This is a genomic window from Sphingomonas chungangi, from assembly GCF_013778325.1.
Taxonomy (GTDB): Bacteria; Pseudomonadota; Alphaproteobacteria; order Sphingomonadales; family Sphingomonadaceae; genus Solisphingomonas; species Solisphingomonas chungangi.
Genome location: NZ_JACEIB010000006.1, coordinates 184730 through 202185, shown reverse-complemented (window position 1 = coordinate 202185; position 17456 = coordinate 184730). Strand labels below are relative to the sequence as shown.

Annotated in this window: 21 protein-coding genes, 1 tRNA gene and 2 pseudogenes; 16 read left to right on the top strand and 8 right to left on the bottom strand. The window is 67.1% G+C overall.

Features of this window, described 5'->3' with window-relative positions; genetic code table 11:
- The first annotated feature begins 63 nt into the window (after window positions 1-63).
- Window positions 64-1716: a thiamine pyrophosphate-binding protein gene (locus HZF05_RS09175; protein WP_160365771.1), complete on the top strand. Its 1653-nt coding sequence runs from the start codon at window positions 64-66 to the stop codon at window positions 1714-1716.
- Window positions 1717-1805: 89 nt separating this feature from the next.
- The gene (locus tag HZF05_RS09170) at window positions 1806-2159 is read left to right on the top strand and encodes a hypothetical protein (RefSeq protein ID WP_160365770.1); all 354 of its coding nucleotides are present in this window, start codon (window positions 1806-1808) and stop codon (window positions 2157-2159) included.
- A gap of 95 nt (window positions 2160-2254) precedes the next feature.
- Here the strand turns inward: HZF05_RS09170 and HZF05_RS09165 are convergent, their stop codons facing one another.
- From HZF05_RS09165 to HZF05_RS09155, 3 genes and pseudogenes are all read right to left on the bottom strand, one after another.
- Entirely contained in the window at window positions 2255-2446 is a 192-nt protein-coding gene (locus tag HZF05_RS09165) for a CsbD family protein (protein WP_160365769.1), read from the bottom strand.
- A gap of 81 nt (window positions 2447-2527) precedes the next feature.
- A pseudogene (thiS, locus tag HZF05_RS09160) lies at window positions 2528-2746 on the bottom strand (sulfur carrier protein ThiS); the annotation flags it as partial.
- 41 nt (window positions 2747-2787) lie between these two features.
- Window positions 2788-3516 (bottom strand): hypothetical protein, encoded by a 729-nt coding sequence (locus tag HZF05_RS09155; RefSeq protein WP_160365767.1) that lies wholly within the window; start codon window positions 3514-3516, stop codon window positions 2788-2790.
- 119 nt (window positions 3517-3635) lie between these two features.
- Here HZF05_RS09155 and aroQ point away from each other — a divergent pair, with 119 nt between their 5' ends.
- The 8 genes from aroQ to aat all read left to right on the top strand — a co-directional run bounded on the left by aroQ (window position 3636) and on the right by aat (window position 8811).
- Window positions 3636-4076: a type II 3-dehydroquinate dehydratase gene (gene aroQ / locus HZF05_RS09150; protein WP_160365766.1), complete on the top strand. Its 441-nt coding sequence runs from the start codon at window positions 3636-3638 to the stop codon at window positions 4074-4076.
- A gap of 40 nt (window positions 4077-4116) precedes the next feature.
- Window positions 4117-4614: an acetyl-CoA carboxylase biotin carboxyl carrier protein gene (accB, locus tag HZF05_RS09145; protein ID WP_160365765.1), complete on the top strand. Its 498-nt coding sequence runs from the start codon at window positions 4117-4119 to the stop codon at window positions 4612-4614.
- Window positions 4615-4620: 6 nt separating this feature from the next.
- Window positions 4621-5970 (top strand): acetyl-CoA carboxylase biotin carboxylase subunit, encoded by a 1350-nt coding sequence (gene accC, locus HZF05_RS09140; protein ID WP_160365764.1) that lies wholly within the window; start codon window positions 4621-4623, stop codon window positions 5968-5970.
- Complete coding sequence (locus HZF05_RS09135) at window positions 5946-6482, top strand: hypothetical protein (protein WP_160365763.1); 537 nt, start codon at window positions 5946-5948, stop codon at window positions 6480-6482. Before accC ends, HZF05_RS09135 begins: the two co-directional genes overlap by 25 nt.
- Before the next feature lie 7 nt (window positions 6483-6489).
- The gene (locus tag HZF05_RS09130) at window positions 6490-6855 is read left to right on the top strand and encodes an ACT domain-containing protein (RefSeq protein ID WP_220129777.1); all 366 of its coding nucleotides are present in this window, start codon (window positions 6490-6492) and stop codon (window positions 6853-6855) included.
- Window positions 6852-7190 (top strand): arsenate reductase (glutaredoxin), encoded by a 339-nt coding sequence (gene arsC / locus HZF05_RS09125; protein ID WP_160365762.1) that lies wholly within the window; start codon window positions 6852-6854, stop codon window positions 7188-7190. The genes HZF05_RS09130 and arsC overlap by 4 nt, the downstream gene beginning before the upstream one ends.
- Window positions 7191-7289: 99 nt before the next feature.
- Window positions 7290-8018 carry a ParA family protein gene (locus HZF05_RS09120; protein ID WP_160365761.1) on the top strand — a complete coding sequence of 243 codons (729 nt, stop codon included), beginning with the start codon at window positions 7290-7292 and terminating at the stop codon, window positions 8016-8018.
- Between the two features lie 16 nt (window positions 8019-8034).
- Window positions 8035-8811 carry a leucyl/phenylalanyl-tRNA--protein transferase gene (gene aat, locus HZF05_RS09115; RefSeq protein ID WP_160365760.1) on the top strand — a complete coding sequence of 259 codons (777 nt, stop codon included), beginning with the start codon at window positions 8035-8037 and terminating at the stop codon, window positions 8809-8811.
- A 35-nt stretch (window positions 8812-8846) separates the two neighbouring features.
- Here the strand turns inward: aat and HZF05_RS09110 are convergent.
- The 5 genes and pseudogenes from HZF05_RS09110 to HZF05_RS09090 all read right to left on the bottom strand — a co-directional run.
- Window positions 8847-9080 (bottom strand): annotated as a pseudogene (locus tag HZF05_RS09110) (DUF2155 domain-containing protein); the annotation flags it as partial.
- 215 nt (window positions 9081-9295) lie between these two features.
- Window positions 9296-9811, bottom strand: a complete 516-nt coding sequence (gene mlaD / locus HZF05_RS09105; RefSeq protein ID WP_160365759.1) for an outer membrane lipid asymmetry maintenance protein MlaD — start codon at window positions 9809-9811, stop codon at window positions 9296-9298.
- Window positions 9812-9814: 3 nt separating this feature from the next.
- A complete protein-coding gene (locus HZF05_RS09100; RefSeq protein WP_160365758.1) occupies window positions 9815-10207 on the bottom strand; it encodes an NADH:ubiquinone oxidoreductase subunit NDUFA12 in 393 nt (130 codons plus the stop codon).
- Window positions 10208-10256: 49 nt separating this feature from the next.
- A complete protein-coding gene (locus tag HZF05_RS09095) occupies window positions 10257-10907 on the bottom strand; it encodes a cold-shock protein (protein WP_160365757.1) in 651 nt (216 codons plus the stop codon).
- Window positions 10908-10987: 80 nt separating this feature from the next.
- Window positions 10988-11527 carry a regulatory protein RecX gene (locus HZF05_RS09090; RefSeq protein WP_343046861.1) on the bottom strand — a complete coding sequence of 180 codons (540 nt, stop codon included), beginning with the start codon at window positions 11525-11527 and terminating at the stop codon, window positions 10988-10990.
- A gap of 221 nt (window positions 11528-11748) precedes the next feature.
- Between HZF05_RS09090 and HZF05_RS09085 the strand changes: the two genes are divergently transcribed.
- From HZF05_RS09085 to rplK, 6 genes are all read left to right on the top strand, one after another.
- Window positions 11749-13428 carry a fatty acyl-AMP ligase gene (locus HZF05_RS09085; protein ID WP_246331907.1) on the top strand — a complete coding sequence of 560 codons (1680 nt, stop codon included), beginning with the start codon at window positions 11749-11751 and terminating at the stop codon, window positions 13426-13428.
- Window positions 13429-13555: 127 nt separating this feature from the next.
- Entirely contained in the window at window positions 13556-15895 is a 2340-nt protein-coding gene (locus HZF05_RS09080) for a putative bifunctional diguanylate cyclase/phosphodiesterase (protein ID WP_160365755.1), read from the top strand.
- 55 nt (window positions 15896-15950) lie between these two features.
- Window positions 15951-16026 (top strand) — tRNA-Trp (locus HZF05_RS09075).
- Between the two features lie 138 nt (window positions 16027-16164).
- Window positions 16165-16389, top strand: a complete 225-nt coding sequence (gene secE, locus HZF05_RS09070) for a preprotein translocase subunit SecE (RefSeq protein ID WP_425505619.1) — start codon at window positions 16165-16167, stop codon at window positions 16387-16389.
- Between the two features lie 9 nt (window positions 16390-16398).
- Window positions 16399-16938 (top strand): transcription termination/antitermination protein NusG, encoded by a 540-nt coding sequence (nusG, locus tag HZF05_RS09065; protein ID WP_160365754.1) that lies wholly within the window; start codon window positions 16399-16401, stop codon window positions 16936-16938.
- A gap of 83 nt (window positions 16939-17021) precedes the next feature.
- Window positions 17022-17453 (top strand): 50S ribosomal protein L11, encoded by a 432-nt coding sequence (rplK, locus tag HZF05_RS09060; protein ID WP_022688808.1) that lies wholly within the window; start codon window positions 17022-17024, stop codon window positions 17451-17453.
- Window positions 17454-17456: the final 3 nt, after the last annotated feature.

Genomic DNA, 17456 nt, shown 5'->3' with positions numbered 1-17456 from the left:
TGTCGGAAAAGCTTACAACGGCGGATACTGGCATCTCGAATGCCGAAGCCCTAATCGACGGCCATGACGACGAAACGAACCGGCGGCCGTATCCTGGTCGACCAGCTTCTCGCGCAGGGGTGCGACCGCATCTTCTGCGTTCCCGGCGAATCCTATCTGGCGGTGCTCGACGCGCTGCACGATTCATCCGAAATCGATCTGGTGGTCTGCCGGCAGGAAGGCGGCGCGGCCTATATGGCCGAGGCCGACGGCAAGCTGACCGGGCGACCAGGGGTTTGCTTCGTGACGCGCGGCCCCGGCGCCACCAATGCAAGCATCGGCGTCCACACCGCCTTCCAGGATTCCACGCCGATGATCCTGTTCATCGGCGACGTCGCGCGGGATGCGAAGGATCGCGAGGGCTTCCAGGAGGTCGATTTCCCGGCGATGTTCGCGCCGCTCGCCAAATGGGCGGCGAAGATCGACGACGCGCGGCGCATTCCCGAATATGTCGCGCGAGCTTATGCGGTGGCGATGTCCGGCCGCCCCGGCCCGGTCGTGCTGGCGCTGCCCGAAGACATGCTGCTCGACGAGGTCGAGACGGCGGATCGTCCCAAGGTCGTGCGGCCCGCGCAGCCGCCCTGCATCGGGGCAACCGGCACCTTGGTGCAGATGCTCAAGGACGCGACCAACCCGATCGCGATCGTCGGCGGGGCGGACTGGGATGACCGCGCCGCCCATTGCTTCGCCGAATTCGCCGAGGGGATCGGCCTCCCCGTCGCGTGCGCCTTCCGGCGGCAGGACGCGATCCCGTCCTCCTCGCCCGTCTATGCCGGCAATCTCGGCTACGGGCCGAACCCCAAGCTGCTGGAGCGAATGCGCGCCGCCGACCTGTTGCTCGTCGTCGGACCGCGCATCGGCGAGGCGACCACCGATGGCTATACGCTGATCACGCCCGACCATCCCGGCCAGATCCTCGTCCACGTCCATCCGGATCCGAACGAGCTCCAGTCGGTCTATCGCACCGATCTCGCCATCTGCGCCGACATGCCCGAATTCGCCGAGACGATGGCGCAGTGGGAGCACGACATTCTCGCCTTCGAGGACGGCGCACAGGCCCATGCTGAATGGGAAGCCTGGAACACGCCGCAGCCCCGTGATGGCGTCACATTCGATCTCGGCCCGTGCGTCGCGGCGATGCGCGAGGCGATGCCGGCGGACACGATCATCTGCAACGGCGCCGGCAATTATTCCGGCTGGTGGCACCGCTACTGGCGTTACGGCAAGCGCGGCACCCAGCTCGCGCCGACCAATGGGTCGATGGGCTACGGCATCCCCGCCTCGGTCGCCGCTGCGTTGCGCTGTCCGGATCAGCGCGTCGTGGCGCTCGCCGGAGACGGCTGTTTTCTGATGAACGGCCAGGAATTGGCCACCGCCGTCGCGCACGGGCTCCGGCTGCTGGTGATACTGGTCGACAACGGAACTTACGGCACGATCCGGATGCACCAGGAACGCGAATATCCGCATCGCGTCTCCGGCACCGCGCTCGCCAATCCCGATTTCGCGGCGCTTGCCCGCGCTTATGGCGGCTGGGCCGAGGTGGTGGAGAAAACCGCCGATTTCGCGCTTGCGCTGGCCCGCGCACTCGAACAGCCGGGTCTCGCGCTGCTCCATTGCAGAACCGACATTGAACAGATCACGCCCGCTTTGCGTTTGAGCAGTCTGAACAAGCGATAACGGGCCCATTCCGAGGCCATTCAGGACGAATCACCTAGAAGGGCTCTTGTGGCGGTCCAGGCCGCCGAAACGGATTTGGGAGACTGAACATGCGTAAGCTGATCACAGGCCTCGTCGCCGCCGGCATCCTCGCCGGCACCACGCTGGCCGGCGCCGCGCCGGCCGAAGCCCGCTGGCATGGCGGTGGCTGGGGCGGCGGTTATCATGGCGGTTACCACGGTGGCTACGGCTATCATGGCGGCTGGCACCATGGCGGCGTCAGCACCGGCACCGCGGTCGCGGCCGGCATCCTCGGCCTCGGCGTGGGCGCGGCGATCGCCTCGTCGGACCGTCCGGCCTATTACGGCAGCGGATATTATGCCCCGCCGCCCCCGCCGCCCGCTTATTATGGCGGCTACTATGCGCAGCCGGGTTATTACGGCGACGACTATTACGGCTACTGAGTCAGCGCGCGGCGGCCTTAGGGTCGCCGCCCATGCTCAAACAAAAAGGGCCGCTCCGTATCGGAGCGGCCCTTTTCATACCGGGACGACGCCGATCAGAGCTTGTCGACCGCGTTCTTCACAGCGCCCTTGGCCTTGCCGACCGTGGTCTGCACGTTGCCCTTGGCTTCCTGGCCTGCGCCTTCGGCGGCCAGATCCGGATCGTTGCTCTCGCGACCGATCGCTTGCTTGGCCTTGCCGACCGTCTCGTTCACGGCGCCTTTGACCTTGTCGGTGAACTCACCCATGTCATGTCTCCTGCGAAGTGGTGTGCGGATCGTTCCAACCGCTTCGCAATGCACAACAAATCGGCACCGCTACGGTTCCTGATCGACGCCACTGACGGACGGACTGATTTCGAGCTCGTCGCCGTCTTCCACCTTCACCTGTCCGAACCTCGCGCGTGGCACGACATCGAGATTGCGCTCCACGGCTATACCGGTGGGTGCCAGCCCCAGTTCGGAGGCCAATTCCGCAATGGTCAGGCCATCGCGCACGCGACGATGCTCGCCATTGACGCTGATCGATATCGTGCCGTCTGAGTGCATCGAGTCGCTCCCGGAAGAGCAGCAGGCTTAAGCCCGCAATCTCAGACCGGCAATCGCATCGCCCACCGGCCGAACGCGATCCATGGCGCGGAGAAGCCGAGCGGCCCGCATATCAGCTGAGAGGCGATCATCAGCGGCCCGCCGACTTTCCACACCCGATGCACCCGCCCCCGCGTCTGCCAGTCGTAGAGACAGCCGGCGAGTATGATCGCGTCGGCGAGCAGGAAGCCCGAGATCGGCATCAGCACGTACAGGACGGGCCAGCGCCCGATAGCCGGCGGCATCAGCACCACGAGCGACAGCGTCATCAGCCGCTTGTGCGCCTCTGCGTCGCGCCGCCTGGCGATCCCCAGGCCGACGGCTGCCGCGAAGGCTATCAGGCCGACGATGTTGACCGCGAAGAAGACGTAGATGGTCGGGAAGGCCGGAACGCCGCCGTTGCGCATCGAGTGGATGGTGGCGAGCGGCACCACCAGCAGGATGAGCGCCGCCACTGTCGCGCCCGCCATGCCGAGCGAGCGATGCAGCGCGCGGTTGTTCGCGGCGACCAGCAGCGGCTGCCCCACCGTCAGTGCCAGCCATGCCGTCATCAGCGTGCCGTGCAGGATCAGCACCCATGAAAGCGGCCCGATTCCCGCCGGCGCGCCGAGCATCGGCCGCGCGAACCAGCTCGGCCCGAAACCGACCAGCACGAAGCAGGCGACCACGATCGCCACGCCCGAATAGAAGAGCCGGTCCGCCCGCGTCCGGGCCCACGCCACCGTCGCCATGCCTACCCCACCGAGATCCGCAGAGCGACATGCAGCCGACGTCGGCCCAATTTGCCAACGGGCCGCGACGAACGCTACAGGTGCCGCGACCGAGGCAGCCAAGGCAATTGGGGCGGATCATGGCCGAAAATAACATTGTCTTCGTGCTGAACGGCCCGAACCTCAACATGCTGGGCCTGCGCGAGCCGGAAATCTACGGATCGGACACCCTCGACGACATCGCCAACATGCTCGACGACCGCGCGAGGGAGCTCGGGCTGGAAATCGAGATGCGCCAGTCCAATCACGAGGGCCATTTGGTCGACTGGATCCAGGAGGCCAATGCGGCCGGCGCCAAAGCGGTGCTGCTCAACGCGGGCGGCTTCACCCATACCTCGGTCGCCATTCACGATGCGATCAAGGCGGTGTCGGTTCCGGTGATCGAGGTCCACCTCTCCAACCCGCACAAGCGCGAGGAATTTCGTCATCGCAGCTATATCGGCATGGCTGCGAAGGGCACGGTGGCGGGATTCGGCGCAATGTCCTATGCGCTGGCGCTGGACGCGGCGGCCAAGCTCTGACAGAGCCGCCTTCAATGAATAACGACAAGAGGGTCGCGTAATGACCGATACCCCGGAAGTTTCCAACGGTGCCATGCAGGTCGATGTCGGGCTGGTGGGCCAGCTCGCCGAACTGCTCGACGCCACCCGCCTGACCGAGATCGAGGTGCAGGACGGCGATCGCCGCATCCGCGTCGCGCGCACCGTAACGATGGCGGCGGCGCCCGCGCAGATGATGGCGGCCGCCCCGGCGCAGGCCGCAGCGCCTGCTCCCGTTGCCGCCGCTCCGGCCGCGGCCCCCGCGCTCGCTGCACCCACGGATCATCCCGGCCTCGTGAAATCTCCGATGGTGGGCACCGCCTATCTTGCCGCCGAGCCGGGCGCCGCGCCCTTCATCTCCGCTGGCAAGTCGGTCGCCGCCGGCGAGACGCTGCTGATCGTGGAAGCCATGAAAGTGATGAACCCGATCGTCGCCCCCAAAGCCGGCAAGGTGACGCAGGTGCTCGTCGAGAACGGCCAGCCCGTCGAGTTCGATCAGCCGCTCGTCATCGTCGAGTAAGCGGTCATGACCATCAGCAAGGTCCTGATCGCCAATCGCGGCGAGATCGCGCTCCGCATCCACCGCGCCTGCCACGAGATGGGCATCCAGACGGTCGCGGTGCACTCCACCGCCGATGCCGAGGCGATGCACGTCCGCCTCGCCGATCAGGCGGTGTGCATCGGCCCGCCCGCCGCTGCCGAGAGCTATCTCAACATCCCGAACATCATCGCGGCCGCCGAGATCAGCGGCGCGGATGCGATCCATCCGGGCTATGGCTTCCTCTCCGAGAACGCCAAGTTCGCCGAGATCGTGGAAGCCCACGACCTGATCTTCATCGGGCCGAAGCCCGAGCATATCCGCACGATGGGCGACAAGATCGAGGCCAAGCTGACGGCCGCCAAGCTCGGCCTGCCGCTCGTCCCCGGCTCCGACGGCCCGCTGACCGACATCGCCGAAGCGCGCCGCGTCGCCGACGAAATCGGCTATCCGGTGATCATCAAGGCGGCGTCCGGCGGCGGCGGTCGCGGCATGAAGGTGGTCGCCGACGAGAGCCAGCTCGAGACGCTGATGCAGCAGGCCGGCACCGAGGCGAAGGCGGCGTTCGGCGACGCCACCGTCTACATGGAAAAATATCTCGCGGATCCGCGCCACATCGAGTTCCAGGTGTTCGGCGACGGCAACGGCAACGCCATCCACCTCGGCGAGCGCGACTGCTCGCTGCAGCGCCGCCACCAGAAGGTGCTGGAGGAGGCCCCCTCCCCAGTCATCTCGATGGACCAGCGCGAGGATATGGGCGCGGTCGTCGCCAAGGCGATGGCCGACATGGGCTATCGCGGCGCCGGCACGATCGAGTTCCTCTACGAGGATGGGCAGTTCTACTTCATCGAGATGAACACCCGCCTGCAGGTCGAGCATCCGGTGACCGAGGCGATCACCGGCCTCGATCTCGTCCGCGAGCAGATCCGCATCGCCGACGGCCACCTGCTGACGCTCCGTCAGGAGGATGTCGAGTTTCGCGGCCACGCCATCGAATGTCGCATCAACGCCGAGCATCCGCGCACCTTCGCGCCCTCGCCGGGGCTGGTGAAGGGCTATCACGCCCCGGGCGGCATGAACGTGCGCGTCGATAGCGGGCTCTATGCGGGCTATCGCGTGCCGCCTTACTATGACTCGATGATCGCCAAGCTGATCGTCTGGGGCCACACCCGCGAAGGCGCGCTCCGCCGCCTGCGCCGGGCGCTGGAAGAGTTCGTGATCGACGGCGTGACGACGACGATCCCGCTCCACCAAGCTTTGCTCGACGATCCCGAGTTCCAGGAAGGCGACTACACGATCAAATGGCTGGAAGAGTGGCTGGCGAAGCAGGACGCCTGAAGCGGATCGCGCTCGTCGTCGCGGCACTCGGCTGCTGCGCGGCGACGGGCGCCTCCTCGCCGGTGCAGACGCTGGCGGGGCGCTACAGCTCGCATTTCCAGAACGGGTTGGTCGACGGCTCGACCTATTGGAGCGACGATGTCGTCGAGATCGTGCCGGTCTCGGCCGATGCGGCCTATTTCCGCGCCGAACTGCAGTTCTATAATGGCCATTCGTGCAGCATCGCCGGCGTCGCGAAGGCGCAGGGTGACACGCTGGTCTACCGCGCGCCGGTGACCCCCGATCCGGACGATCACTGCGTGCTGACCGTCCGCCGCAAGGGCGCTTCGCTACTGCTCGACGATGGCGACAACAGCTGCAAATCCTATTGCGGCGCGCGCGGTTCGCTGGGCGACCAGACGCTGCCGTGGAAAAGCAAGCGACCGATTGCGTACATGGCGCGGCTCAAGGGCTCCTCCACCTACCGTGACGCGCTGGCCGAATGGCGCACGGGCAAGCCGGCCAATCCGTGAGCCTTAGGTGACTGACGGCGCCCGCGATCTGGCCCTGCTTCTCAGGGACATGCGGCCGCAGCTGCACCCGGATCGCTATGACTTCACGGTCTGCGAAAACGCGCCGCCGGATGCCTTCGCGATCGTCTGCGAGGATGAGGGGCTGACCGTCATCGCGCCCCGCAATGCCGGCGAATGGGCGCGGATCAGCCTCTCGGTCCATTCGAGCCTGTCCGCCGTAGGGCTGTCGGCAGCGATGGCCAAGGCACTCGCGGACCGTAACATTTCCTGCAACATCGTCGCCGGCTGTTACCACGACCATCTCTTCGTGCCCTGGCCGCGCCGGCAGGATGCGATGGCCGCCCTCGCCGCCCTTTCGGAGACCGCCGCATGAAGGCCACCATCTACCACAACCCGCGCTGCTCCACCTCGCGCAAGACGCTCGCGATCCTCGAGGAAACGCCGGGCGTCGAGGTGGAGATCGTGGAATATCTGCGCGATCCGCCCAGCCGCGAACGGCTCGCCGAGTTGTACACCAAGGCCGGGATCACGCCGCGCCAGGGTCTGCGCGCCAAGGAGGATGCCGCCGCGCCCTATCGCGGTGCGGACGACGACACGATCCTCGATGCGATGGTCCGCGAGCCGATCCTGATCGAACGGCCGCTGGTGGAAACCGAGAAAGGCGTGCGCCTCTGCCGCCCGCAGGAGGTTGTGAGGGAGATTCTCTGACATTCCTCTGCTTGAAAGGGAGGGGACGACACAAAAATGCGGGCCAACCCCGCAATCGTCTTGCCCCCGTCACACGCTTGCGGCTTAATCGTCTCCGTCATGGCAACGATCGCGGTCTACAGTCTCAAGGGTGGCGTCGGTAAGACGACGCTGACCGTGAGCCTCGCCTGGTGCGCGGCGGGAGCATCGGCCCGGCGGACCCTGCTGTGGGATCTCGATCCGCAGGCGGCCTCCTCGTGGCTGCTCGGCGCCACCAAGCCCGGCAAGGAGGAGGCGCAGGCCGTCTTCACCAAGGATGCCGCGCCCTCGGATCTCGTCCGCACCACCGACATCGACAATCTTTCGGTGCTTCCCGCCGACAAATCGCTGCGCGGGCTCGATCGCCTGTTCCACGATCTCGACAAGCGCAAGCGCCTCGCCAAGCTCACCGACCGGCTGAACAAGGAGTGGGATCGCATCCTGCTCGATTGCCCGCCCGGCCTCACCGACACCGCCGATCAGGCGCTCAGGGCGGCGACCCTGATCATCGTGCCCGTCATCCCGTCGCCCCTCGCGCGGCGCGCGTTCGACGACGTCGTGGCGCACCTCAAGGCCGAGCACGGCAAGGTCGCACCGATCCTGCCCGTGCTCAACATGGTCGACCGGCGGCGCTCGCTGCACCGCGCGGCGCTCGCGGAACTGCCCGACTGGCCTGTCATCCCGATGGCGAGCGCACTCGAGACGATGACCGCCAACGCCCCCCTCTCCGGCCCCTTCCCGGCCTCCTCGACCGCCGGCCCCGCGATCCAGCGCCTGTGGCGCGGCATCGAGAAAAGGCTGGCCGGCTGATGCCCAAGAACGCTTCATGCTAGGCCGGGGTCGCCGCGCGGCCGCCGAGCCGATCGACCCCGACCTCCTTCTGCGCGCCTACTCGGTGGGTGTCTTCCCGATGGCGGACAGCCGGGATGCCACCGACATCTTCTGGGTCGAACCCAAGAAGCGCGGCGTGCTGCCGCTCGACGGCTTCCACCTCTCGCATTCGCTCAGGAAGACGCTGCGCTCCGATCAGTTCGCGGTGACGGCCGACCGCGCCTTCACCCGCGTGATGCAGGCTTGCGCCGAGGCCACCGACGATCGGCCCGAAACCTGGATCAACGGCCAGATCGAGGCAGCCTACACCGTTCTCCACCGCAACGGCCACGCCCACTCGATCGAGGTATGGCGCGCGGGCGATATCGACGGCGAGCTGGTCGGCGGTCTCTACGGCGTGTCGCTGGGCGGCGCCTATTTCGGCGAGAGCATGTTCAGCCGGATGAGCGACGCGTCCAAGGTGGCGCTGGCCCATCTCGTCGCGCGGTTGCGCGTGGGCGGTTACAAATTGCTCGACTGCCAGTTCATCACCGATCACTTGGCATCGCTGGGCGCGATCGAGATCGGACGGAGCGATTACCGCGCGCTGTTGGACACCGCGCTGGGCGCAGGCGTCGCGGCGGCGGCGGGAGGAGCGCCCGCATCGTCATCGTCGTCGGCCGACTTCTTCGCGATCGAGCGTGCGTTCCCGCCCGCGACCGAAGAGGCCATGACGGTGTCCGGCCCGATATCGGGATGCGTCATCGCGCAGCTCTTGGGCCAGACGTCGTAGATCGGGTGCTCGACGACGTTGAGCGACGGCGATTCCTTGTAGAGCCAGCCCGAGAAGACCCGCCGCCAGCGCGTGTCGCGGCCCTGCACGTCGACCTGCACGAAGGCACCGGTCAGCGGCTCGGCCTCCCACGGCGCGCTCGTCTCGCAGGCGCGCAGGCGGACCACGACGTCGCCCCAGCGCATCGCCTGGCCGGGCTTCAGCGTCAGGTCGCGCTCCTCGCCGTTGCGCTTGTTGAGCAGGCCCAGCACCGCGACGCGCTCGGCCATCGGCGTCTCGACCTTGCTGAGATCGTCGGCGGAGGGCGCAGCCGGCTTGACGGAAGATTTCTTCGCGGGCGCGCTATCGTCCGGCGCATCCGGGCCCGCGCCGTTGCCGAGCGGCAGGGAGGGCTGCTCGTCATTGGCCTGGATCGCTTCGACGCCCTGCCATGCGGCGAAGCCGCCGATCAACAGGATCGCCGCACCGGCTGCGAGCTTGCGGCTCACGGGGTCGCGGGCGCCGCGCCCGGATCGGCGGCGGCCGGCGCCGCCTTGGCCGGGCTGCCGCCCGATTTGTTGATGAACTGGCCGACCATGCTCATCAGGTCGACCGAGCCCTGCGTGTCGACGATCGTGTCGCCATCCTTGAACGGAGTCGAGGAGCCACCGGGAATGATATTCATGTAAGTGCCGCCGAGAATGCCCTCGGACGTGATCGCCGCGCTGCTGTCGTCGGGCAGCTTGGAGTTCGGGTCGATCGCCAGCGCCACTTCCGCCTGGAAGCTCTTGGGATCGAGCTTCACCGAGGCAACCTGGCCGACCTTGATGCCGGCGACGCGCACGTCGGTGCCTGGGCTGATGCCGCTGGCGTTGGGGAAGAGCGCGTCGACACGGATCGCATTCGGCACGCGGCCGCCGCCGGTGCGCTGGAAGGCGTACCAGCCGAACCATATCGCGATCAGCACGACGAGCAGGCCGATCAGCGCCTCGGCGCCGTGCTCCTTGACGATATTACGCATCGCTCAGTTCGGGCTCCACGCCTCGTAGTCGCCGGTCGCGGCGGCGCGCTTGCCGCCCGCTTCCAGCGCACCGGCCGGCTTGTAGGCCTCGCGCGTGCCGGTCATGTTGGGCTTGGCGGGCGCCTGCCAGGCGCGCGGCGGCGGCAGCGCCTTGTCGGGCGTCTCCGCATGGGTGCCGTGCAGCCAGCCATGCCATTCGGGCGATACCCGGCTCGCATCGTTCGCGCCGTCGTAGATCACCCAGCGGCGGGGGTTGCCGTGAACGTCCGTGCCGCCCTCGAAGTAGACGTTGCCATGTTCGTCCGTCCCCATCCGCGTGCCGTTGCGGGCCGAGAAGAGGCGGGTGCCGATGGTGGCGCCGTTCCACCAGGTGAAGATGCTGGTCAGGATACCCATAAAGCAGCGCTTAGCCTGCCACCCCGACGGCGGCAAGCGGCACGCATGCCTATTCCTCGGGCATGACCAGCAGAACGGCGAGCGGCCCCTTGGCTCCGGCGGCGATCCGCGCGGTCAGAGACTGCTCGGGCACCAGATCGGCGAGGCCGGCACGGCGCACCGTCTCCATGTGGATGAAGATGTCGGCCGGATCGTCCTCGCGCATCAGGAAACCGTAGCCCTTCAGCCGATTGAACCATTTCACCCGCACCGCCTCGGGAGGGCCGGCCGTATCGAGCAACGGAATCGGATCGACATGAGTCGCGGCACGGCGTGCGGCCGTTTCCAGGTCGGGGCCGGTGGCCGTGGAGAGATCGAAGCTGACGATCGTGCGCGCCTGCAGCCCGCGATCGCGCCGCGAGGCGATGCACACGCAACGGGCGCCTTCCGGCAGGCTGCGGCGGCCGAACGGGCGCAGGACCGAAAAATGAACGAGAACGTCGCCCTCGCCATCGTCGCCGACCAGGAAACCGAACCCGCGCGTCGCGTCGAACCATTTGATCGCGCCGGAGACTTCGCACTCCGAAAGGCCGTCTCCGGCGTCCTGCCCAAATGAAGAACCGTGCGAAGCCCCATGACGGGAACCATCATGGCCGGCTGCTTTGCCGTGTCCGGACTCGCCCCCTCCCTCGTCGTCGTACGCGAAAGCACCTTCTTGCATGGTTAATCGTCCCCCCGACACGCCACTTTAGCACGAATATTATGCGAATCGACCTCGAATCTTTAGGGATTCTCCAGATTTCATCCTTGCCAGTCTTCATCTGGAACAACGCCCGGGCGCGCATCCAGAATGCGACGAACATGTTCTGGCGCGTGACCAGCACGAATCATCGCACCGAAGGCGCGCCTGCGCTGGGCCTCGTCCGGCACCTCCCGCGCATAGGGGCCGAACCGCCGCCGCTCGGCGAAGCGCAATGCGGTTTGCCAGGCGTTTTCGCGAGCCTGCTGGCGTGCATCCCGCGCATCGGCTTCGGAAATCCCCAACGCTCCGAGCGTCTGCGTCAGCCGATGCGCGCCATAGCCCCGCGCGGCGAGCGATCGCCCCCGCGCCTCGGCCAGCATCCGATCATCGACATAGCCGAGTTCCGCGAAGCGCGAGACGGTGGTTTCGACCGGCGCCGGCTCCTCCCCGCCCCATCCGCGCTCGGCGATCTTGCGTTTCAGATAGTCGCGCAGCTTGGCCTTACTGGTCGCGTATCGGCTCACATAAGCGAGCGCGAGCCGCTCCAGAGCGGCGGAATCCAGCGGCGGACGGGCATCGTTTCGACGTCGGAAGGTCACGCGCCATGTTTGTGCCACAGTCGGGCCGGATTTAGAACGCCGATGACCATCAGATGACAAGGATGGATTCATTGCGCCGGTGCCGCTATCAGGCGCGGTTTGTAGTTAGGGAGATGCCGTCGGTGCATCAGGTTGAGAGCACTGTCAGCACTGCGTACGACAAGGCGAGCAAGGGTCAGGCTTTGGTCCCTACACCGACCGACGACGCGCTGCCGCGCCGCATGGCCGATTTCGCCACCATGGGCGAGGCGCTGGACTATGCCGCCAGCAGTGCGCGTGGCTTCAACTTCCATGATGCGCGCGGCACGCTGATCCGCCCCTATCCCTATGCCGAGCTGCGCGAGGACGCGCTCGCCAATGCGCATCGCCTCATCGCCGCCGGGATCCGGCCGGGCGATCGCATCGCGCTGGTGGCCGAGACGGGCGCGGACTTCGCCGCGATGTTCTTCGGCGCGGTCTATGCCGGCGCCTGGCCGGTACCGCTGCCGCTGCCGACCAGCTTCGGCGGCCGCGAATCCTATATCGACCAGCTCTCGGTCCAGCTCTCCAGCTCGGATCCGAAGATGCTGATCTACCCGGCCGAGCTCGCCTCGATGGCAGGCGCCGCGGCCGAAGCCGGCAATGTCGAAGGCATCACCTACGAGGATTTCACGGCCCGCAAGGCGCCCGCCGGTCCATTGCCCCAGGCGGGCAGCGACGACATCGCCTATCTGCAATATTCGAGCGGATCCACCCGCTTCCCCCACGGTGTCGTCATCACCCATCGCCAGCTGCTCGAGAATCTCGCGGCGCACGGCCATGGCATGAGCATCACCGACGGTGATCGCTGCGTGTCGTGGCTGCCCTGGTATCACGACATGGGCCTGGTCGGCTGCATGCTCTCGCCGATCGCCAACCAGGTCTCGACCGATTACCTCAAGACCGAGGACTTCGCGCGCCGCCCGCTCGCCTGGCTGGACCTGATCACGCGCAACACGGGCAACACGCTCAGCTATTCCCCCACTTTCGGCTACGACATCTGCGCGCGCCGCATCGGCTCGCAGTCCGACGTCGCGGGTCGCTTCGACCTGTCGCGCTGGCGGCTGGCCGGCAACGGCGCCGACATGATCCGTCCGGACGTGATGCAGGCCTTCGTCGACGCCTTTGCGCCCGCCGGCTTCGACGCGCACGCCTTCACGCCGAGCTACGGCCTGGCCGAGGCGACGCTCGCCGTCTCGCTGATGCCGCCGGGCGAAGGCATCGTCGTCGAACTCGTCGAGGAGACGCAGCTTTCAGGCGGCGACGTCCACGCCCACCGGCCGCAGCGCTACCGCGCGATCGTCAATTGCGGCAAGCCGGTGCGCGGCATGAAGATCGAGATCCGCGAGGAGGACGGCACGCCGCTTCCCGAAAAGGCGATCGGCAAGGTGTGGTGCGCCGGCGGCTCCGTCATGGTCGGCTATTTCCGCGACGACGAAGCCACAGAAGCCTGCATGAAGGACGGTTGGCTGGACACCGGGGACATGGGCTACATGTCGGACGGCTACATCTACATCGTCGGCCGCGCCAAGGACATGATCATCGTCAACGGCCGCAACCACTGGCCGCAGGACATCGAATGGGCGGTCGAGCAGCTGCCCGGCTTCAAGGCCGGCGACATCGCCGCCTTCGCGATCACCACGCCCGGCGGCGAGGAGACGCCTGCCGTCCTCGTCCAGTGCCGCACGTCGGACCAGGCCGAGCGCGCCCGTCTGCGCGACCTGATCCGCGAGAAGGTCCGCTCGATCACCGGCATGAACTGCGTGGTCGAACTGGTGCCACCGCGCACCCTGCCGCGCACCTCCTCCGGCAAGCTCAGCCGCGCCAAGGCGCGCACGCTCTACCTTTCCGGCGAGATCCAGCCCTACGATATCGCGGCCTGATCCGGCCCTCCCCGACCTGCTCGGCGAGGACGGAAACTTCCTCCACTTCGGACTTACCCACAGACAATCCGGACCGGCGCTTACCCCACGGTAAGATATCGACATTATTCCCTTCCGGGTGTCGAGCTTGTCCCCCTCTTCCGCAGAACGGGTCACCCCGTCCTGGTCCTATACGCTCGGGCTCGCCCGGGGCCGGGGAAATGCCTATCCGGTGATCGCGGAGCTGCGCGCCGAGGCGATGCGCGGGCGCCGTCTGCTGTGGCTTGGCGCCAATCTGCTGGCGATGCTGGTGGTCTGCGCGCTGCGCTATCCGATGTTGGGCTGGCACACGCTGCTGCCCTGGGGATCGGCGATCCTTGGTATCGAAGCGCTGGTGTTGCTCGGTGTCTGGCGCGCACCGCCGCCGCAGGCGCCATGGCGCGATGCGGACGTGCTCGGCGGCTTCTTTCTCGGCCTGTGCTGGGCCGTCGCCATGGCGCTGTTCACCGCATCGGGCGGGATACCCTATACGCTTTCGCTGGTCGCCGTCGGCGGCGCCTTGGCGGCTTGCGCCACGGCTCTGTTGGTTGCGGCGCCGATCGGCGGCCTTGCCTTCATCACCATCGTCGGCACCGCCGCCGTCGCCGACGTGGCGATGGACGGACGCTTCGTCTTCGCCGGCATGGCGGCGTTGTTCACCCTCGCCGTGATCGGCACCTTCATCGCCAACGCCCGGTTGCTGATCCACCGCATCTCCGCCGAACAGGCGCTGGCCGGCAAGGAGGAGGTGATCTCCCTCCTGCTCCGCGAGTTCGAGGATACCAGCGCCGACTGGCTGTGGCGCACCGATGCCGCCAAGTGCCTGGTCGACGTCTCGCCGCGCTTCGCCCGCCTGTTCGGCGCGCGCCGCGACCAGCTGGAGGGCAAGTCGCTGCTCGCCGTGCTGGCCGGCGAAGGCTGGGATCATGGCGACGTCGCGCCCGGCATCCGCATGCTCGCCGACAAGCTGCGCCTGCGTGAAAGCTTCCGCGATCTGGTCGTGCCGGTGATGGTCGGCGGCGAGCGCCGCTGGTGGTCGCTGTCCGCCGCGCCCCGGCGCGACGAGCGCGGCGCGCTGATCGGCTTCTGGGGTGTCGGCACCGACGCGACCGAGCGCCATCGCTCGGCCGAGCGGATCGATCGCATGGCCCGCTTCGACGCGCTCACCGGTCTCGCCAACCGCGCTCATGTTATCGAGCGGCTGGGCGAGGCGCTGGCCGCCAGCCACCGCAACGGCAATCGCTCGACGCTGATGCTGATCGATCTCGATCGCTTCAAGCAGGTCAACGACACGCTCGGCCACCCGATCGGCGACAAGCTGCTCATCGAGGTGGCGAATCGCATCTCTGCCTTGCTGGCGCCCGGCGACGTCTGCGGACGGCTGGGCGGCGACGAGTTCGCCGTCGTACTGCCCGACGCCAACGACCGCGATCGCGTCGATGTGCTGGCCGAGCGCATCGTCCTCACTCTCTCCCGGCCGTTCGAGATCGAGGGCAACGAGCTGCATATCGGCGGCTCGGTGGGATCGGCGACGGCACCGCTCGACGGCCGCGTGGTCGAGACGCTGCTGCGCAACGCAGACCTCGCGCTCTACCGCGCCAAGGATGACGGGCGCGGCGTGCATCGCCGCTACGAGCCTTCGCTCCACGCCCAGGCCGAGCACAAGCGCCGCATCGAGATCGCGCTGCGCGACGCGCTGGAGCGGCGCGAGCTCAGCCTGGTCTATCAGCCGATCGTCGAGGCGCAGAAGGGCGGCCTCACCGGCTTCGAGGCCTTCCTGCGCTGGACCCACCCCGAGCTCGGCAACGTCTCGCCGGAGGTCTTCATCCCGGTGGCGGAGGAAGCCCGCCTGATCGGCCGCATCGGCGACTGGGTGATGCACTCCGCCTGCCGCGATGCGGTAACGTGGCCCGACCATATCCGCGTCTCGGTCAACATGGCCGCCGCCCAGCTCAAGGACCCGCAGCTTCCCGCGACGATCATCGCCGCCCTCTCCCACTCCGGCCTCGCGCCAGAGCGGCTGGAGCTGGAGGTCGCCGAGGAAGTCTTCGTCCGCGACGGCAGCCTGACCGGCGTGGTCGACAAGATCCTGGCGCTAGGCGTGCGCATCACGCTCGACGATTTCGGCACCGGCAAGTCCAGCCTCGCCTATCTGCGCAAGGCGCGTTTCTCCTCGATCAAGATCGATCGCAGCTTCGTGCGCGGTGCCGCCGGCAACGGGCCGGAGAGCGTGGCGATCGTCAAGGCGATCGTGGCGATGGCGGAGTCGCTCGGCATGGCGACGATCGCCGAGGGTGCCGAGACGCGCAACGAGTTCGACAAGATGCGCGGCCTCGGCTGCCGCCAGATCCAGGGCTGGCTGGTCGGCCAGCCGGTCGGCCCCCAGGAAGCCGCCGAGATCGCTCACACGCGCGGCCAGACCGAGGATCGCCTGCTCCGCGTCTATTGAGGCGCTTGCACGCCATCACCTCTCCCGCTATGAGCCGCTTCCGCTCCCGACCCGTAGGAGTGTAGCTCAGCTGGTAGAGCGTCGGTCTCCAAAACCGAATGCCGGGGGTTCGAGTCCCTCCACTCCTGCCATCGCCTGACGGCGAGCGGAGTTCGAGGGGGTCGGAAGCGGAATTGAGCGAGGCCAGGGCGCCGCCTCTCCGGAGGATAGGTGCCTGCGGCCTCTTGTGTCGTTGATGGCCAAGGTCATCGAGAGAAGGTGTGAGCCAAGTGGCGAGGACGGGCGAGACGGGCGGTGGCATGATCCACAATGCCCTCGAATTCATCCAGCAGGTGCGGACCGAGACCAGCAAGGTCACGTGGCCGACCCGCCGGGAGACGACCATGACCGCCGTGATGGTGCTGGTCATGACGACGATCCTCGCCTTGTTCTTCATGGGGGTGGACAATGCGTTCAACTTCCTCGCGCAAGAACTGCTCAAGCTCGTCGGCTAAGGAATTTACATGTCGCGCTGGTACATCATCCACGCTTACTCGGGCTTCGAGAACAAGGTGAGGGAGCAGATCCTCGCCGACGCCACCCGCATGGGGCTCGATCAGCTGGTCGAGGCCGTCGAGGTGCCGACCGAGAAGGTCACCGAGGTCCGTCGCGGCAAGAAGATCACGTCCGACCGCAAGTTCTTTCCCGGCTATGTGCTGGCCAAGCTGCACATGAACGACGACGTCTATCACCTCGTCCGCAACACGCCGAAGGTGACGGGCTTCCTCGGCTCCAACGGCAAGCCGCAGCCGATCAGCGAGGCCGAGGCGGCCCGCATCCTCAACACCAAGGAGGAGCAGGCGGTCGCCCAGCCCAAGACGAAGATCAAGGTCGATTTCGACATCGGCGACAACGTCAAGGTGCTCGAAGGCCCCTTCGCCTCGTTCAACGGCCTGGTCGAGGAGCTGGATTTCGATCGCAGCCGCGTGAAGGTCGCCGTGTCGATCTTCGGCCGCGCCACGCCGGTCGAGCTCGAGTTCGAGCAGGTCGAGCGGGTCAAGTAATTCAAGGTTTCCGGCCGCAAGCCGGGAAAGTCCGCGGGAGGCTCTTCGGGGCCGTCAGCACCGCTAAGCCATAGGAGGTTTCAATGGCGAAGAAGATTACCGGTTACATCAAGCTGCAGGTCGCCGCCGGCGCTGCCAACCCGTCGCCGCCGATCGGCCCGGCGCTGGGCCAGCGCGGCGTCAACATCATGGAATTCTGCAAGGCGTTCAACGCCGCGACGGGCGACCTCGAGAAGGGTATGCCCATCCCGACGATCATCACCGTCTATGCCGACCGCTCCTTCTCCTTCATCACGAAGACGCCGCCGGCGACCTTCCTGATCAAGAAGGCGATCGGCCTGAAGTCGGGTTCCAAGACCCCGGGCAAGGCGTCCGCCGGCAAGATCAAGCGCTCGCAGCTCGAAGAGATCGCCCAGGTCAAGATGAAGGACCTGAACGCCGCCTCGATCGAAGCGGCCACGAAGACGATTGAAGGCTCCGCCCGCGCGATGGGCCTCGAAGTGGTGGAGGGCTGATCC

Excerpts from the sequence above, each read along its gene's own strand:
- HZF05_RS09175 (WP_160365771.1), top strand. The coding sequence starts at position 64 with ATGACGACGAAACGAACCGGCGGCCGTATCCTGGTCGACCAGCTTCTC.
- HZF05_RS09170 (WP_160365770.1), top strand. The coding sequence starts at position 1,806 with ATGCGTAAGCTGATCACAGGCCTCGTCGCCGCCGGCATCCTCGCCGGC.
- HZF05_RS09165 (WP_160365769.1), bottom strand. The coding sequence starts at position 2,446 with ATGGGTGAGTTCACCGACAAGGTCAAAGGCGCCGTGAACGAGACGGTC.
- HZF05_RS09155 (WP_160365767.1), bottom strand. The coding sequence starts at position 3,516 with ATGGCGACGGTGGCGTGGGCCCGGACGCGGGCGGACCGGCTCTTCTAT.
- aroQ (WP_160365766.1), top strand. The coding sequence starts at position 3,636 with ATGGCCGAAAATAACATTGTCTTCGTGCTGAACGGCCCGAACCTCAAC.
- accB (WP_160365765.1), top strand. The coding sequence starts at position 4,117 with ATGACCGATACCCCGGAAGTTTCCAACGGTGCCATGCAGGTCGATGTC.
- accC (WP_160365764.1), top strand. The coding sequence starts at position 4,621 with ATGACCATCAGCAAGGTCCTGATCGCCAATCGCGGCGAGATCGCGCTC.
- arsC (WP_160365762.1), top strand. The coding sequence starts at position 6,852 with ATGAAGGCCACCATCTACCACAACCCGCGCTGCTCCACCTCGCGCAAG.
- HZF05_RS09120 (WP_160365761.1), top strand. The coding sequence starts at position 7,290 with ATGGCAACGATCGCGGTCTACAGTCTCAAGGGTGGCGTCGGTAAGACG.
- aat (WP_160365760.1), top strand. The coding sequence starts at position 8,035 with ATGCTAGGCCGGGGTCGCCGCGCGGCCGCCGAGCCGATCGACCCCGAC.
- mlaD (WP_160365759.1), bottom strand. The coding sequence starts at position 9,811 with ATGCGTAATATCGTCAAGGAGCACGGCGCCGAGGCGCTGATCGGCCTG.
- HZF05_RS09100 (WP_160365758.1), bottom strand. The coding sequence starts at position 10,207 with ATGGGTATCCTGACCAGCATCTTCACCTGGTGGAACGGCGCCACCATC.
- HZF05_RS09095 (WP_160365757.1), bottom strand. The coding sequence starts at position 10,907 with ATGCAAGAAGGTGCTTTCGCGTACGACGACGAGGGAGGGGGCGAGTCC.
- HZF05_RS09085 (WP_246331907.1), top strand. The coding sequence starts at position 11,749 with ATGGCCGATTTCGCCACCATGGGCGAGGCGCTGGACTATGCCGCCAGC.
- nusG (WP_160365754.1), top strand. The coding sequence starts at position 16,399 with ATGTCGCGCTGGTACATCATCCACGCTTACTCGGGCTTCGAGAACAAG.
- rplK (WP_022688808.1), top strand. The coding sequence starts at position 17,022 with ATGGCGAAGAAGATTACCGGTTACATCAAGCTGCAGGTCGCCGCCGGC.